The organism is Spirosoma flavus, from assembly GCF_054778555.1.
In genome coordinates, this window is record NZ_BAAGZL010000004.1 from 635,755 (window position 1) to 650,902 (window position 15,148).

A 15,148-nucleotide genomic window follows, 5' to 3' on the forward strand; every position below is an offset into this window, starting at 1 on the left:
TTTTCGGGGAGTTTGTTTTTTGACTATACTGACCTGATATGACAAAGTCTGATATTCCGGTAATGCCGCAATTTTTCGATCGGTACATTAACATCGCCGACAATACGTTTATTCTGGATGCCCTGGAGCAAGGCGCTACGTTCGAGAAGCTGATTCCGGCTAAAACTCTGGAAGATTTGGGTGAACTCCGCTACGCTCCCGACAAATGGACAGTGAAAGATATTGTTCAGCACGTAATTGATAACGAGCGCATTATGACGTATCGGGCGATGCGTTTTTCACGAAACGATCAAACGCCGTTGCCCGGTTATGATGAAGAGTTGTTTGGTCAGTTTGCCAACGCCAACCACCGCACGATAGCTGACCTATACGACGAATACGCATCACTACGTCAGGCGACGATTGCTCTGTATAAAAGCTTCGACGACGAGATGCTGCTACGTAGTGGCGTCTGTTTTAATCAGACTATTTCGGTGCTGGCGCTGGGTTTTGTGCTCGTAGGCCATGCCACGCACCATATCAACATTATCAAAGAGCGCTATCTTCCTCTTCTTTCAACAAACAATGCTTAAACGAACACTTCTGCTGATTGCCATTACGGCGCAAACCGTATGTGCGCAGACTAAATCAAAAGTTACCGTCACCGACCTAACACGTATTAGACAGGTCGGCGGAATCGAAATTTCTCCCGATGGGCAACGGGCAGTATACATCCTCACAACGATCGAACCCAGTCCTGACCAAAAAGCGGACGGCCGCCCCGAGGAATACGATTACAAAACGCACATTTACCTAACCGACCTGAAACCCGGTGACACGAAAGCGTTAACGCGTGGCCCGGAGTCGGCTCGGCAGGCAACCTGGTCGCCAGATGGGAAACGGATTGCGTTTGTCCGTACCGTGAAGGCCAAAAGCCAGATTTTCGTTATGCCGCTGGATGGGGGCGAAGCGTGGCAACTGACGAACAGTACGTATGGTGCAACCACTCCGATCTGGTCGCCGGATGGAAAACGTATCGCCTTTACGTCTGGTGTCGGTATGAATCAGATGCTGACCGATTCGCTGCTGAACCCGTCGAAAAATGGACCTTCCTGGTCGCTGGAGAAGCCGGGTTTTACGAACAATAATTTCGTGAAAGTCGATAAAAAAGTGAAGCCCAATCCCGATGGTTCACTGGCCGAAATCCGGGCGTATCTGAACAAAGACGTAGAGGATAAAAAAGCGAAAGTCATCAACCGGCTCAATTTTCAGGGAGAAGCCACTACCGAACCTGACATTACGTTCTCGCACCTTTACGTGATCGACGTAGCAGAAAACGCTACGCCCAAACCGCTAACTCGTGGTTTCGCTTCTTTTCAAGCCGCCAACTGGCTTCCGAACGGACAAGGCTTACTGGCCGTTACCGATCGCGACTCGCTCAAACACCCTGACCGTGAGCAGGATAACGCCATTGTGTTTATCTCGGCCGATGCGTCAGGCAAACAGAACGTAGTACTGGGCGAAGCCGGAAAAAGCTACGGTGCCCCCGAAATTTCGCCGGATGGGAAACAACTGGCCTTTCTGGTCAGCCCATCGGAAGGCGTAAACTTTCCGTCGATTGGTTTAGCTACGTTAAACGGTACGTCGGCATCTAATACCCAGCTCGTTACGTTCGACCGGGCCGCTGGAAATCTGGTCTGGACTACTACGTCGACGACGGCAAAAGGCAAAAAGCCTTCGACAGATTATGCGATTTACTTCACGGCCAGTTCAAACGGTGGCGCTCCGCTTTATAAACTTGATCCGGCAACCCGCCAGGTTACGCAGTTGACTGATTTTGAGAGCGGTGTGACGAATTTTGATATTGTTGGTAATCGGGTTGTTCTGGCCAAAACGGAAGTCGCTAATCCGTCTGAATTATACGTAACGGATGGTGTCGCAAAAAGCCAGACCAAGGTGAGTAATCACAACGATTGGGTAGCGCAGCGGCAGCTTAGTTTCCCGGAAAAACACACGTTCAAAAACTCAATCGGTCAGGACGTTGAGTATTGGATTGTAAAGCCTACCAGTTATCAGGCCGGTAAAAAATATCCGCTACTGCTGAACATGCACGGTGGGCCAACAGCCATGTGGGGGCCGGGTGAGCAGTCGATGTGGCACGAGTTTCAGTACATGGCTTCGCAGGGATACGGTATTGTGTACGCCAATCCGCGTGGCTCGGGGGGGTACGGTATTAATTTTCAGCGCGCTAACATAAAAGATTGGGGTACTGGCCCCGCCGAAGACGTACTGACGGCAACAACGGCTGCGGCCAAAGAAGCTTGGGTTGATACGAGTCGGCAAGTGATTACAGGCGGTTCTTATGCGGGCTACCTGACTGCCTGGATCGTCGGCCACGACAATCGTTTCAAAGCCGCTTTTGCGCAACGCGGTGTATATGACCTCACTACGTTCCTGGGCGAAGGAAATGCTTGGCGACTGGTTCCCAATTATTTCGCCTATCCCTGGACTCCCGAAGCCAAAGTTTTAGATGCTAACTCGCCGTATACGTTTGTGCAGAACATCAAAACGCCTTTGCTCATTAAGCATGGCGAGAACGACTTGCGCACTGGTCCGATTCAAAGCGAGATGATGTACAAGAGCTTGAAAATTCTGGGTAAACAAGTCGAGTACGTTCGGATGCCCGGCGCTACGCATGAATTGAGCCGGACGGGTAACGTGCGCCAACGTATTGACCGGCTGCTACGTATCTATGAATTCTTCGAGCGATACATCGGTCCTGATTCTCAGGTGTTAACGCAGAAATAAATTAAAGAGCGAAAGAGTGAATGAGTGAAAGAGCGAATCTCCCGGATGGTTTTTCGCTCTTTCGCTCTTTCACTCTTTAAAAAGCTGACCGAATACTCAAACGGTCTGATACGTAGTGATTTAATTCCGGTAAGTTTGCCCGACAACAAATCTAATTCACTACGTATCATGACACGTTTCTTAGTTTACTGCCTGCTCTTTTTTACTACGTCGGCATTCGCGCAGATTGCCAACGACAACACGCTGACGGCCCAGGTTGATGGGAAAGAATTTACGACGCAACCGCGCCGGATCAAGATTGGAAATTTCTGGTGGATAACGGCCAATTCGGTTAAGCCCGACAAATCGCTACGTATCTGGTTGGGTAGTTTCAACGGACAGGATGCCCTGGAGCCGGGAACCTACGTAGTGGTTGATGCGGAAGATCCCTACAGAAAAGAATACCGGAAGAAATATGAGGATTTGGGCAAATATAAAGGCATCGCGGCTATCCGGTACATCGAAGAAACGCGCGAGCCACGGATGGAATACCACGTTGGTGATTCAGGAAACAACGACGAAACCGTTGTCGTAACGATGGGAGCCGACGGTTATCTGGAAGCTACGTTCAGCAGCAAACTGGCGGGAACGTACTGGAAAGAGAAGGGCACTGCCACGGTTTTTGGAGGTGTTGGCCGATTAATGAATAAGCTGGAAGATAAAGCCATTACCAAAACGACTGGCTATGATTCGGATATTGACCCGGAAGGAAATGGCTACAAGAAACAATCGAAAACCGATGAGGTTGCTGTAACGAATGGAAAAGTCCGGCTAAAGATCAAATAATTAGCCAATTACAATTAACAGTGTTACCGTTTTACGTCTCCGAGCAGTAAGTCTTGTTTGGAGACGTTTTTTATTTTACGAAATTGCCGGTATGAGTAAAAAGAAAGAATCGCTAGAGGAAGCGCACAAATTCCGTTTCTGGAAACGGCAGGCCGAAGCAAACGGGTTGACTATCAACGGCGTAAAAGATTACTACGTCCGTCATCGCCACAACGGCGAGGTCTTATTTGCCATGCTCGAAGTGGATGCCGATACGCCCGAGGGCGATAAAATTCCACCAGCTTTATTCCTGAAAGGACACGCGGCCTGCATGCTGGTTTGTCTGATCGATAAAGAAACGCGTGAAAAATTTGTGGTGCTGGTCCGCCAGCGACGTATCGCGGATGGGTCGCATACGTATGAGCACCCGGCTGGCATGATCGACGCCAGTGATGCCGCTGATGACGTAGCGGCCCGCGAAATTGGTGAAGAGATTGGCTTAACAGTTGCGGCTCATGAACTGACCAAACTCAATTCTCGACTCTGGTTTCCGAGCACCGGTACCAGCGACGAAGCCATGCACTTTTTCTGTATGGAGAAAGAGATGTCGCGGGAGGAGATTATGTCGTTTCACCTGAAAAACATGGGTAGTGAATCTGAGCACGAACGTATCACGAGCATCGTTGCTACGTTGCCTGAATCACAAAAACTCATCACTAACGTTAACGGGTTGCTGCTTACTTTTCTCTACTTGAAGCACATTAGTGATTATGAAACAATGAAGTTATTATAAATAGCATTTCGTTAATCCGAACTTGAAAGATCATAATCTTATGGATGAATTTATGCAGGAGGCCATTCGCCAGGCCCGTAAAAGTTTAAGTGAAGGAGGTATTCCCATCGGCTCGGCCCTTATTAAAAATGGAGAATTAGTGGCTTCCGGGCACAACAAACGTGTACAGGAAAACAACCCGATTTTACACGGTGAAATGGATTGCCTGAATAATGCTGGTCGTGTGGGCTCCTTCAAAAACACGGTTATTTATTCGACGCTGATGCCCTGCTACATGTGCGCGGGCACCATTGTGCAGTTTAAAATTCCGAAAGTAATTGTGGGCGAGTCGCGGACGTTTGCCGGAGCGCGGGAATTTATGGAACAGCATGGCGTTGAGGTAATTGACCTTGATCTCCCCGAGTGCGTGGACATGATGAATCAGTTCATTGCCGAAAAACCGACGCTCTGGAATGAAGATATAGGCGAGTTGTAAGTTACCTTCAATGGGTTGATACGTCACATGGTCTTTAGAAAGCTAAGACCATTGTGATACGTATACCTTTCATCTGGATTCTGCTAATTTCACTGCTTTGGGCCACGAATATCTGGGCGCAACGTTCGGAAATATGGCGAGAGCAACCCGGTACACAGTTACTGAATATTGGCATCGGAACAACCCGGTATCTGGGCGATCTGAACGAACGCGATAATCTGGCTCATTTGCAGCTCGGGTTTGCGCTCAATGCCGCTTTCGCATATCGCTATTCGCCCCAACTCACACTACGTGCCGAAGCGCAGCTTTACTACGTTCGGGGTAGTCAGGAAGATACTCATCTTTCACCTAACCACTTATCGTTCTGGAGTTTGAATCCTGATATTTGGGCAGGCTTGCAATGGGATTTCTGGAAAGCTTCTGACCGAAATCATGTCGTTATTCCGTATGCGCTGGCGGGGTTGGGCATAACCTATATGACGCCTAAAACGAGCTACAAAGGCCAAACCGTTAGCCTTGCCCCTTTGCAGACGGAAGGCGTAGCTTACAATCGATTTCCCTTTATATTACGTTATGGCCTTGGCGTGCCCATCTTTGCCACCGAACGGTTTAAATGGCATCTGGAAGGCACATATACGCACGTATTGAGCGACTATCTGGACGATGTCAGCACGGTTTATCCTGACAGATCCAAAATGACTCCGTTAGCTGCTGCGTTATCAGACAGACGGCTGGAATTGAGTCAATTACCGAATGAGATTGGCGCAAAGCGCGGTAATTCTAGTAAGCGGGATGGCTACTTTACGTTATCGGCCCGGATGGTCTTTCTGCTCAGTACGTCATCGCAGCGGAATTACCGACGGATGTTCGGCGGTTAGGCTTTTGGCGGCTTTTCGCCTATTTTTGGGGTAAAACCGGTAGAATGCCGCTACAGCCGAATGAGTCCAACCCACTTTATTGACGCTCTCCAGAACGAACTTTCTCAACTTCAATACGGTCAGCAGCCGCCCGAACTTTACGACCCGATTCGGTATATCATGAGTCTGGGAGGTAAGCGGTTACGCCCACTGCTGACCCTAATGGCTACGTACCTTTTTACCGACGATTGGCAGAAAGCGGTACGTCCGGCGCTGAGCATTGAAGTGTTTCACAACTTCACCCTCCTACATGACGATATCATGGACAAGGCTCCGCTACGTCGTGGAGAGCCGACGGTTCATGAAAAATGGAATGACAACATTGCGATTCTGTCGGGAGATGTAATGCTGGTGAATGCCTATAAACTGCTGCTCCATGTTGAAGCCGATAAACTGAAGGCCGTATTGGCTCGATTCAGTGAAACTGCGGCCGAAGTATGCGAAGGGCAGCAGATGGACATGAATTTTGAAACGCGCTGGGACGTTTCCGAAGATGAATACATCGAGATGATTCGGCTAAAAACTTCAGTATTAGTCGGATACGCGCTTGAGCTAGGGGGGCTTATTACGGGTGCCGACGACGAAACCAACCGCCATTTGTACGAAGGAGGTATGAATATTGGCATCGGATTTCAGCTTAAAGATGATCTGCTTGATGTTTATGGCGACCCGGCTAAGTTTGGCAAGCAGGTTGGGGGGGATATCATCGCCAATAAAAAAACGTTTCTGCTGATTGAAGCCCTGCAGCAGGCTACAGGCTCGCTAAAAGATGAGCTTATCGATTGGCTGCAAAAGTCTGAATTTAATCGGGATGAAAAAGTGCAGGCAATTACGGCCATTTATGATAAATTGGGCATTCGCCAACTGACGGAGAGCCGTATAAATGACTATTTCGCTCGTGGTTTTACCAATTTTGAAGCTATCGACGCCGACCAGAGCCGAAAAAGCCTGCTGATTCAATTCGCCCGTCAGCTCGTAGAGCGGGAAAGCTAAAAAAATGTAGGGTATAGTTTGAAGCATATATCCTACATCACCTATCATACATCGTTTAGATTATGGATACAACAGTTATCATTATCGCTGTTACGGTCATTATTAGTATTATGGCCTGGAACAACTATGGTCTAATGGACCGGTGGGTAATGAACCCCTATCTGGTTGCCAAAAAGGGCCAGTATTACCGGCTGCTTACCTCCGGATTTCTGCATGCCGACTGGGCTCACCTGTTGTTCAATATGCTCAGTTTATACTTTTTTGGTGGGTATATTGAGCAGATATTCGGGATGTTATTTGGAGCGGTTGCTCCACTTTATCTAATCGGATTTTATCTGATTGGGATTATCGTGTCCGATATTCCCACGTTTCTGAAACACCGGAATGATTCCAATTATAATTCATTAGGGGCTTCGGGCGGGGTAGCGGCTATTGTTTTTGCGGGTATCTTGTTTCAGCCGCTCACCAAAATTTGCCTGTATTTCACGCTCTGCGTTCCGGGGTTTATCTTCGGTATAATTTATCTGGGATATTCTTACTACGAATCCCGACGCGGGTCAGGAACCATCAACCACGATGCTCACTTATACGGCGCCCTGTTTGGCGTTCTGTTCATGATTATTATTTACCCGCCGGCGTTGTCCAATTTTTTCCAGCAGATAGCAAGCTGGCAATTATTCTAATCCGAACTACGTAGCGCCCAGGTCGACAGATAGATTATGTTTAAACTACTTGGTCAACCTTATCCAAACGACGAGAACATCGGTAGGATACTATGGAAATCGTTTCTGATTGGTCTTTTTGTTAGTCTGTTTCTACTCGTCTTTGAGCCGTTCGAATTAAACCTCTGGCAGACACCGTATAAACCACTTAAAATTCTGGGTTTCGGCGTGGTAACAACGCTAGTGACCTTCGTTAACACGGTTTTCTGGAAACGATTGCTTCACGGGCAGTTTTCGGAAGAACAATGGACCGTTGGTCGCGAAATTATATTTATTACGGGTAATCTTCTCCTTATTGCCCTGGCGAATCGCTATTACATCGAATTGCTTCTAGGGGCATCGAAGAGCGGTTACATGCATAACTGGAGCATGATCCTGTTCACGTTTGTGGTTGGTATTTTTCCAATAACGGGTTTGGTTTTGCTCAACTACATTACTCAGCTCAAAAAATACAGTCAGTCTGCTGCCGAACTACCCATCCACCATTCGCTCCCAACGAATCTGGAAAAAACTGATACGTTACGTAGTCACGAAAACCAGCCGACAGACGACGTACTACGTTTGATCGCAGATAATGAAAAAGACACGTTGAACGTAGCGGCAAACGATTTGCTCTTTGTTGAATCGAGTGATAATTACTGCACAGTTGTTTATCTGAAAAACGACCGACCAACAAAACTGTTGCTACGTAGCAGCCTTAGTCGGATGGAAAAGCAGATTGACCGACCCAACATTGTTCGTTGCCACCGGTCCTACGTAGTGAATCTGAACCGGATCGAGCGCGTGACGGGCAACGCGCAGGGCTACAAACTTCACTTGCTTGACGGACAGTTTCAGATTCCAGTGGCGCGTCAGTATAACGAAACACTCGTAGCTCGTTTAAAGACTTTGTGATACGTCCCGCCACTCATCCCAACGGGATTATCAGCTTGTCAAACGTCCCTAAAGCTGCTGTCTGGCCCTTTTCAGGGCAACTATCGCTTCAGTAACTATATGTTTGTCCCAACAAACGACAACCGCTGAACCGATTATGAAAACGCTCGTTATATCCCTACTGATACTTCACATTGCCACTGGTTCCATTGCTCTGCTGGTGGGCTTGGTTCCGATGTTCTCAAAAAAAGGCAGCCGATTGCACAACCGTACTGGTCTTGTGTATGTGTACTGCATGATTACCGTTGCCATAACCGCGCTACTGCTTTGTGTGGTGCAACCTTTAACCATGATGCGGCTTTTTCTGACGGGTATTGCCGTGTTTAGCTTTTACCTGAGTATGAGCGGATGGCGCGCCACCAAGCAGAAAAAATCCGGACCAACCACTGCCGACCGGGTGCTGATCTATGCTACGGTGGTGGTAAGTTTTGCCATGATTAGCATGGGTGTTTATTTGATAAGCCGGGCTGGAAACGTATTTTTCCCCATACTATTTACATTTTTTGGCGTATTGACAGGCGTTTTTGCCAGGCAGGATATCCAGCAATTGAGAAAACCAGCGGAAAAAATGCATTGGTTCTTTCAGCATTTTACCCGTATGGGCGGCTCCTACATTGCTACGTTCACAGCCGCGCTTGTTACAAACATGGGGCGCATTTTACCTCCCGATGCGCCGGCCTGGACACACACAATTGGCTGGATTGTACCAAGTATCGTTGGCGGAATGCTGATTGGCCGGACGGTACGTTATTACAAACAGAAATTTAACGTAGCGAAACCAGCGTTGGTGGCGTAGTTTTCATAGTTGCTTTGCTACGTAGCAAAGCAACTATGCGTGTTGTTTAAAAATTCTGATACTACGTAGTATTCATTGATAGGTTCATGAACCTGAATACCACGTAGTAACTTTACCTGTCCCGAACCAGTCGGACTGGCGTAAGTGTCGGGAAATAGCCAATTGGTTGTGGCGTGAATCGGGCATAGGTGCTGCTGGGCATCTGTATGAGGTTGAAAACCATCGGACTGTCTTCGGCGTCTTTGTCGGAAGTCCACAGTACGCAGTTGGTTCCTTCGCCATAATTAGTGCCGTTAGGTCGTCGCACGTCGGCAGGGATGGCATTGAAACCGGATTTGTTATTGGCGTAACCGTCCTTTTTTGTCCAGGCATCGGTAGCCATCAGTTGTCCCAGCAATCGCTTGGATGATACGTCGTCGCCGTCGGTTCCCCAATCGTAGACGGTCAGTCCCTGCGATTTCAGCAACTTCACGTAATCCTGTTGGGTCGGAATCCGCCAGCCAGCGGGCAGAGGAATATTTTTCAAATCCGCGTAGGCCAGAAAGGTGCCGTACTGCGGTTTTGCCGATTCTTTTAAACTACCAGCACCTGCGTAATTCGTAGCCATCCACTCCTGATTTCCAATGTTTATCGTCGGATAATACAAGTCTCCGATTTTCACGGAGCTGCCGCTGGTGATGGGTGTTTTCGATGGCAGGCCCGTCGTGGGGGTCTGACTGGCGCTGCCTACTTTTTGGTATTTCACCGAATACCGACCGTCCTGATCGATTATAGTGCCTGTAAGAAAATTTTTGGCATCCGGAATATTGGTGGCTTGCGGCTTCTCCCAAACTGTCTGGTACTTGCGTATATCTTCAATACGTATCGGCGATTCCTGATACCCTGAAGACCGATTACTAAAGACCCGCATGGTACCTGCCTGCGCGTGAAACGTGATTGACGCTGGACTGTCTTTATATTCCAGCGTGCCGGTGATCTTATAAAAGCGCTGGTGCGTTTCGCTGCTCGTGTTATAAACCGACGTAGTATACTCGATGGCGTTTTTGCCATCCTGTGTAAAAACCATCGTCCGGAATTCGCGGAAGCCCTGCTCGCCCTGAAACGTCTTATTGTTCCAGTTGTCGGTCAACGGCCCTTCATTATGACTAGCAAACCAGGTACCAACAAATTCGTCGGGGATGGTCGTGTAGGGTGTTTCAAGCGTTGATTCTGGATTTTCACCCGGCGCAATGGGTTCATTCGGTTTGCAGCTGCACAACGCAGTAATCAGTGAGGCAACGAGGGTGTAGGCTGCTAAAATTAATGTTCTGTACGTGTTCATTAGTCTAAGTGATTTGATAAAAAAGAGGTTACCGCTTCGATTCCAGCTGGCGTTGAAGCGGCATTCTGCGCTGAACGGGAGCAAAATTGAGCGGCCTGATTCGGCTGCCGAAACAGCGATCTACTGAAACGTGACAGCCGTTTACTGAAGCGTATTAAAGTTCGACTCAGTCGGTAAACCGAGAAAAGGAGGACTAAAACGGCGAGAATTTTTGAGAAAAGGTAGCTTAGTAAGGTCAGCTTGGGTCTGTGACGCTTCAGTAGCTGTAAATGATCTTTCGGTAGGATGGTCTTCGGTACTGGAAATAGATTAGGTCAGTTTTGCATTAGCAATTTAAAAACATCAAGCTCATGCAAACGACAAAAACACGATCTGCCGCGTTAACCAAATCACGCACGATTATCAATCCAATCCTGAAAGATGAAGTGGTTTTTCTGGAAACTAGCCGCGAAAGCAATAGCTATCAGACCTTGGTTGAAGTTACATTATCGGCCGGGGGAGGGAATCCGCTTCATTACCACGAAGAGTTTTCGGAAGAATTTACCTGTCTGGAAGGAGAATTGAGTATTCAGGTGGGCAAAGACATTATTCGTCTCCAGCCCGGAGAGTCGGCCACGGCGCCTGCTTTCAGCAAACACCGATTTTTTAATCAAAGCAACGATTCCTGCCGTTTTCAATGCCGGATAGCGCCGGGTTGCCCCGGTTTTGAGCAGACGCTTCAAATTACGTATGGTCTGGCCCGCGATGGCCAATCGAACGCACAGGGTATGCCTAAAAGTATCTACGCCCTGGGATACGTCGTCATGATTAGCGGTACGTACATGACGGGATGGATGTCTGTGCTCCAACCGGTATTACACTGGTTTGGGCGTCAGGCGCTTAAGAAAGGTGTTGCCGCCGAATTGCAGCGCCGTTACCTGACCATTTGGTAGTTGTATGGAGTAATCCGTTTGTTCGCCACTAATCGCCTTACTGCGTTGATTATGCCGCACCTAACTCCTATTTTTGATAGAGAATAATTTTTCCTCTTATGAAAAAGTGGGCTACGTTTGACCGCTTCGATTTTCTGGTTTATCTGCTGAATTATCCTGCTGTCATCATTGCCAACTATCTGATTTTTGGGCCTACTTACTTTCAGGATCGGCCGCTGTTTATCGGTTCTACGCTGATTATCAATATCTGGGGCGGGTTAATTTTCGTAATCCTAACTACCTGGATGAAATACATGCGGTTTCGGTTCGGCGGACCTGATCAATTTGGTCAGCGACTGCTGTATTCCATGCTCATGTACGTTGCGGTGATGGAAACGACCATTCCAATTGTTTTCTGGATTTACGGTCAACTGGGCTATCCTTATAAGCCTGAAATTATTCCCTGGATCATGATGATCGGGTTTGTTACCAACGTTGTGTCCGCCGGATGCCATGAAGCGATTTTTACGTATAACCAGTTGAGAGAAAGCACCCGGCGCGAATTTCAACTGAAGCAACTGCATATGCAGCAGCAGATGGACGTATTGAAACAGCAGGTAAATCCGCATTTTCTGTTCAATAGCCTGAATTCGTTGCTAACGCTGATTGGAGAAAGTCCTCAGCAGGCCGAAGTTTTTACCGAGGAGTTGAGCTCAGTATATCGCTACGTATTGCGGGCTAATGAGCAGGACCTGACCGATTTAGCAACGGAACTGGAGTTTATTAATTCCTACACGCATTTGCTACGTACCCGCTATGGCGCTGGTTTCGATCTGCTCATTCAGGTCGATCATCGTTTTCGAACGTACCAGATTCCGCCTTTAACGTTGCAGTTGCTGGTCGAAAACGCCGTGAAGCACAACATTGTCATGAAAAGTAAACCGCTCACCATTGAAATTCAGACCGATGCGTTGGCTAATCTGCACGTTCGCAATAATATTCAGAAGAAAAAACAGGGCGTTGTGTCGAATGGTGTGGGATTAAACAACATCCTGGCGAAATATGAAATGCTGGGTCAGCCCCGGCCATCGGTTCGGGAAGAAACGGGCCAGTTTGTGGTAGCTTTACCCCTAATTCCGTCCTGATTGTATAACGTAGCGAGTCATCCTGCATCTGTTCCACTTCAGTAGCCATTTTAGTACGTTGGTGCATGTTTCAGTCGGTATAAAAAAGCTTTTAATCTAGTTTAGCGAAGCCATTTGCCACTCTTATAGGGAAAAACCGCATGAACGTACTGATTATTGAAGATGAGGATTTAGCTGCCCTCCGACTAACCAAATTACTGGCCGAAATCGATCCGCAGATACGTATTGTAAATAAAACGCCCAGTATCGAAGCCTCTGTTGATTACCTGCAATCGAACCCGGCTCTTGATTTGATCTTTATGGATATTGAACTGGAGGATGGTCAAAGTTTCGAAATATTTGAGCAGACAGCCGTTTCCGCACCGGTGATTTTCACTACGTCGTACGATGAATACGCTATTAAAGCCTTTAAGGTCAATAGCATCGACTACCTGCTGAAGCCAATCAAACAACCCGAACTGGTGGCAAGTCTGCAAAAATTCCAGCAGTTGGCTCAACCTGCGAAAACCCCGGCTCGCCAACTTGATGCTATCGACACTCTAGTTAAGCAGTTACGTCGGCAGACAGAGCCGGACGAGTATCGTCGTCGGTTTCTGGTACGTCATCTCTCGCAATGGCTACCGGTTGAGGTTAGTGAAATTGCCTATTTCCATTCCGAGGAGCGGGTGACGCTGTTTCGTACGTTTAAAGGACAGAAGTTTTCGCTGGATTACACGATGGATCAGGTAATGGAAATGCTCGACCCTAACCTGTTTTTTCGGGCCAGCCGACAGTTTATCGTGAACATCCAGTCTGTGCAGCAGATTCACCCCTATTTCAATAACAAACTCAAGTTGACGCTCAATCCACTGCCCAGCGAGGACGTATTGGTAAGCCGTGAACGCGCCACCGATTTTAAAAACTGGATGGGGAAATAGGGTACGAGTTAATTCACTAACAGTCCTTTAGCTACAAGCAATGCTTTGATTGCCCATTGCTGCATTTGTTTGCCAGAATAGTGTAGTCCATCAGAGGCAAATTGTGAAGCGTCGCCTGCGGCTGAGCGCGTCAGGGGTGTAATATCCACAAACGGAATGCTCGCTTTCTGGCATTCTTCTTTGGCGATGGCGTTAAACTGGTCAATATCCTGCGCAATTTTCGTCTTGTTTTGACCCGTAGCATACGGAGAAGCGCCCCAATCGGGAATAGAAAGCACAAATACGTGATTGCTTTTTCCGCCCGCAAACTTGATCGCTGTTTGAAGCAAATCTTTAAATTCAGTCCGGTATTGATCCTGACTCTGCCCGCGGTACTGATTATTTACGCCAATCAGCAGCGAAACGAGGCTATAGGTTTTTTGATTGCCACTGGCTTTGATCGCGTCCTGAAGTTCGGCAGTCGTCCAGCCAGTTTTAGCGATAATGTCAGGATTCGCTACGTCGACGCCTTCTTTTCGCAACATCCCGGCGAGCTGAACACTCCAACGGTCGGCTTCTGCAACGCTTTCACCAATGGTATACGAGTCGCCCAGCGATAAAAAAGAATAGTTGGCTGCCGGAGTAGTTGGAGTAGGCATAGAATCTGCGCTACGTTGCACGCAGGCGAGTAGGAGGGGAGCAAGGAAAAACAGTAGTTTCGTCATAGTCGTATCCGTTGAGTAATCACTACGTTCGCACACGAACACCGTCGATTTTGAGCCAACTTTGTGAACGTAACGTATCAAGAAGTACGTACCAACGTAACAACCGGATTGTTTTCCGAGGCTTAGGCCTGATTATAGAATTTGATGACAGTCTCGCGCATCATCTGGCCAGTATCATTTAGCACAAAGCCAATTACTTCAGCGATGCTTTTTGCCGATACCCAACGACTCGGATCAGCGCTGGGCATGGCAGCTCGATTGGCTGGGGTATCGATGGTGCTGGGAACAATTACAGTAGCCGTTATATTTTTTGATTTCCCCTGCGCGTTGATGATCTCGGCCAGTTCAAACACCAGCGTTTTGCTCAATGCATACGCCACTACGTTCTTTCCTTCGCTGGCGTGAAGCGCCGGACGGGAACCGATAAGCACAAACTGACCTCCTCCCTGTTTCTCGAACTGGGCCATCAGCGGTTTGACGAGATTGAAAGCGGATAGGAAATTAACGTCGAACATGCTCTGCAACAGCGCCGTATCTGTTTCCTGAAGGGTGCCCATCGCAAAGCCACCTACCAGCAGAATAGCTGCCTGAACCGCATCTGATTGATGGTCATTGAGAAACGTATTGACGCTGGATTCGTCCAGTACATTTACTTCCTTCGTGACGACGTGGGGCAATTTCTCAAACAGATTGACATGTCGGCCCGACCCAACTGTCGCCAGAATGCGAAACCCCTGCTCATGAAGATGGTTCACTACGTCCTGGCCCAATCCACCCGATGCTCCGGTAATCAAAATCGTTTTCATGCTATCCGCTCGTTTGGCTATGTAGTTTTGACGGTGAAAACATATGTTAGATACAGTGCAGAAGCGAAAGTAATTGAAAAACCCTGCCTAACGTAATGTCAGACAGGGTTTTGACGAGTAAATC

Annotated in this window: 16 protein-coding genes; 13 read left to right on the plus strand and 3 right to left on the minus strand. The window is 48.0% G+C overall.

What is annotated here, in order from left to right:
• Positions 1 to 38 precede the first annotated feature (38 nt).
• From ACYVF1_RS22895 to ACYVF1_RS22940, 10 genes are all read left to right on the plus strand, one after another.
• Positions 39 to 572 (plus strand): DinB family protein, encoded by a 534-nt coding sequence (locus ACYVF1_RS22895; protein WP_461083236.1) that lies wholly within the window; start codon positions 39 to 41, stop codon positions 570 to 572.
• Entirely contained in the window at positions 565 to 2,787 is a 2,223-nt protein-coding gene (locus tag ACYVF1_RS22900) for a S9 family peptidase (protein WP_461083238.1), read from the plus strand. Before ACYVF1_RS22895 ends, ACYVF1_RS22900 begins: the two co-directional genes overlap by 8 nt.
• A gap of 168 nt (positions 2,788 to 2,955) precedes the next feature.
• Positions 2,956 to 3,612, plus strand: coding sequence for a hypothetical protein (locus ACYVF1_RS22905; RefSeq protein ID WP_461083576.1), 657 nt, complete (start codon positions 2,956 to 2,958; stop codon positions 3,610 to 3,612).
• Between the two features lie 91 nt (positions 3,613 to 3,703).
• On the plus strand, positions 3,704 to 4,384 hold the full coding sequence (locus ACYVF1_RS22910) for an NUDIX hydrolase (protein ID WP_461083241.1): 681 nt from the start codon (positions 3,704 to 3,706) through the stop codon (positions 4,382 to 4,384).
• 40 nt (positions 4,385 to 4,424) lie between these two features.
• Positions 4,425 to 4,859 carry a nucleoside deaminase gene (locus tag ACYVF1_RS22915; RefSeq protein WP_190885638.1) on the plus strand — a complete coding sequence of 145 codons (435 nt, stop codon included), beginning with the start codon at positions 4,425 to 4,427 and terminating at the stop codon, positions 4,857 to 4,859.
• Positions 4,860 to 4,912: 53 nt separating this feature from the next.
• A complete protein-coding gene (locus tag ACYVF1_RS22920) occupies positions 4,913 to 5,737 on the plus strand; it encodes a hypothetical protein (RefSeq protein WP_461083243.1) in 825 nt (274 codons plus the stop codon).
• A gap of 60 nt (positions 5,738 to 5,797) precedes the next feature.
• The gene (locus ACYVF1_RS22925; protein ID WP_461083245.1) at positions 5,798 to 6,769 is read left to right on the plus strand and encodes a polyprenyl synthetase family protein; all 972 of its coding nucleotides are present in this window, start codon (positions 5,798 to 5,800) and stop codon (positions 6,767 to 6,769) included.
• A gap of 62 nt (positions 6,770 to 6,831) precedes the next feature.
• Positions 6,832 to 7,452: a rhomboid family intramembrane serine protease gene (locus tag ACYVF1_RS22930; RefSeq protein WP_461083247.1), complete on the plus strand. Its 621-nt coding sequence runs from the start codon at positions 6,832 to 6,834 to the stop codon at positions 7,450 to 7,452.
• A gap of 36 nt (positions 7,453 to 7,488) precedes the next feature.
• Positions 7,489 to 8,385, plus strand: coding sequence for a LytR/AlgR family response regulator transcription factor (locus tag ACYVF1_RS22935; protein ID WP_461083249.1), 897 nt, complete (start codon positions 7,489 to 7,491; stop codon positions 8,383 to 8,385).
• Between the two features lie 136 nt (positions 8,386 to 8,521).
• Positions 8,522 to 9,220, plus strand: a complete 699-nt coding sequence (locus tag ACYVF1_RS22940; protein ID WP_461083251.1) for a DUF2306 domain-containing protein — start codon at positions 8,522 to 8,524, stop codon at positions 9,218 to 9,220.
• Positions 9,221 to 9,332: 112 nt separating this feature from the next.
• On the opposite strand, the gene ACYVF1_RS22945 is transcribed toward ACYVF1_RS22940, so the two are convergent.
• Positions 9,333 to 10,541 carry an FISUMP domain-containing protein gene (locus ACYVF1_RS22945; protein ID WP_461083253.1) on the minus strand — a complete coding sequence of 403 codons (1,209 nt, stop codon included), beginning with the start codon at positions 10,539 to 10,541 and terminating at the stop codon, positions 9,333 to 9,335.
• Between the two features lie 350 nt (positions 10,542 to 10,891).
• Here ACYVF1_RS22945 and ACYVF1_RS22950 point away from each other — a divergent pair, with 350 nt between their 5' ends.
• The 3 genes from ACYVF1_RS22950 to ACYVF1_RS22960 all read left to right on the plus strand — a co-directional run bounded on the left by ACYVF1_RS22950 (position 10,892) and on the right by ACYVF1_RS22960 (position 13,514).
• Positions 10,892 to 11,473, plus strand: a complete 582-nt coding sequence (locus ACYVF1_RS22950) for a cupin domain-containing protein (RefSeq protein WP_461083255.1) — start codon at positions 10,892 to 10,894, stop codon at positions 11,471 to 11,473.
• Positions 11,474 to 11,571: 98 nt separating this feature from the next.
• On the plus strand, positions 11,572 to 12,597 hold the full coding sequence (locus tag ACYVF1_RS22955) for a sensor histidine kinase (RefSeq protein ID WP_461083257.1): 1,026 nt from the start codon (positions 11,572 to 11,574) through the stop codon (positions 12,595 to 12,597).
• A gap of 140 nt (positions 12,598 to 12,737) precedes the next feature.
• Positions 12,738 to 13,514 (plus strand): LytR/AlgR family response regulator transcription factor, encoded by a 777-nt coding sequence (locus tag ACYVF1_RS22960; protein ID WP_461083259.1) that lies wholly within the window; start codon positions 12,738 to 12,740, stop codon positions 13,512 to 13,514.
• A gap of 8 nt (positions 13,515 to 13,522) precedes the next feature.
• Here ACYVF1_RS22960 and ACYVF1_RS22965 read toward each other — a convergent pair whose 3' ends face one another.
• On the minus strand, positions 13,523 to 14,218 hold the full coding sequence (locus tag ACYVF1_RS22965) for an SGNH/GDSL hydrolase family protein (protein WP_461083261.1): 696 nt from the start codon (positions 14,216 to 14,218) through the stop codon (positions 13,523 to 13,525).
• Positions 14,219 to 14,340: 122 nt separating this feature from the next.
• Complete coding sequence (locus ACYVF1_RS22970; RefSeq protein ID WP_461083263.1) at positions 14,341 to 15,024, minus strand: SDR family NAD(P)-dependent oxidoreductase; 684 nt, start codon at positions 15,022 to 15,024, stop codon at positions 14,341 to 14,343.
• Positions 15,025 to 15,148: the final 124 nt, after the last annotated feature.

Excerpts from the sequence above, each read along its gene's own strand:
- ACYVF1_RS22895 (WP_461083236.1), top strand. The coding sequence starts at position 39 with ATGACAAAGTCTGATATTCCGGTAATGCCGCAATTTTTCGATCGGTAC.
- ACYVF1_RS22900 (WP_461083238.1), top strand. The coding sequence starts at position 565 with ATGCTTAAACGAACACTTCTGCTGATTGCCATTACGGCGCAAACCGTA.
- ACYVF1_RS22905 (WP_461083576.1), top strand. The coding sequence starts at position 2,956 with ATGACACGTTTCTTAGTTTACTGCCTGCTCTTTTTTACTACGTCGGCA.
- ACYVF1_RS22910 (WP_461083241.1), top strand. The coding sequence starts at position 3,704 with ATGAGTAAAAAGAAAGAATCGCTAGAGGAAGCGCACAAATTCCGTTTC.
- ACYVF1_RS22915 (WP_190885638.1), top strand. The coding sequence starts at position 4,425 with ATGGATGAATTTATGCAGGAGGCCATTCGCCAGGCCCGTAAAAGTTTA.
- ACYVF1_RS22925 (WP_461083245.1), top strand. The coding sequence starts at position 5,798 with ATGAGTCCAACCCACTTTATTGACGCTCTCCAGAACGAACTTTCTCAA.
- ACYVF1_RS22930 (WP_461083247.1), top strand. The coding sequence starts at position 6,832 with ATGGATACAACAGTTATCATTATCGCTGTTACGGTCATTATTAGTATT.
- ACYVF1_RS22935 (WP_461083249.1), top strand. The coding sequence starts at position 7,489 with ATGTTTAAACTACTTGGTCAACCTTATCCAAACGACGAGAACATCGGT.
- ACYVF1_RS22940 (WP_461083251.1), top strand. The coding sequence starts at position 8,522 with ATGAAAACGCTCGTTATATCCCTACTGATACTTCACATTGCCACTGGT.
- ACYVF1_RS22945 (WP_461083253.1), bottom strand. The coding sequence starts at position 10,541 with ATGAACACGTACAGAACATTAATTTTAGCAGCCTACACCCTCGTTGCC.
- ACYVF1_RS22950 (WP_461083255.1), top strand. The coding sequence starts at position 10,892 with ATGCAAACGACAAAAACACGATCTGCCGCGTTAACCAAATCACGCACG.
- ACYVF1_RS22955 (WP_461083257.1), top strand. The coding sequence starts at position 11,572 with ATGAAAAAGTGGGCTACGTTTGACCGCTTCGATTTTCTGGTTTATCTG.
- ACYVF1_RS22960 (WP_461083259.1), top strand. The coding sequence starts at position 12,738 with ATGAACGTACTGATTATTGAAGATGAGGATTTAGCTGCCCTCCGACTA.
- ACYVF1_RS22965 (WP_461083261.1), bottom strand. The coding sequence starts at position 14,218 with ATGACGAAACTACTGTTTTTCCTTGCTCCCCTCCTACTCGCCTGCGTG.
- ACYVF1_RS22970 (WP_461083263.1), bottom strand. The coding sequence starts at position 15,024 with ATGAAAACGATTTTGATTACCGGAGCATCGGGTGGATTGGGCCAGGAC.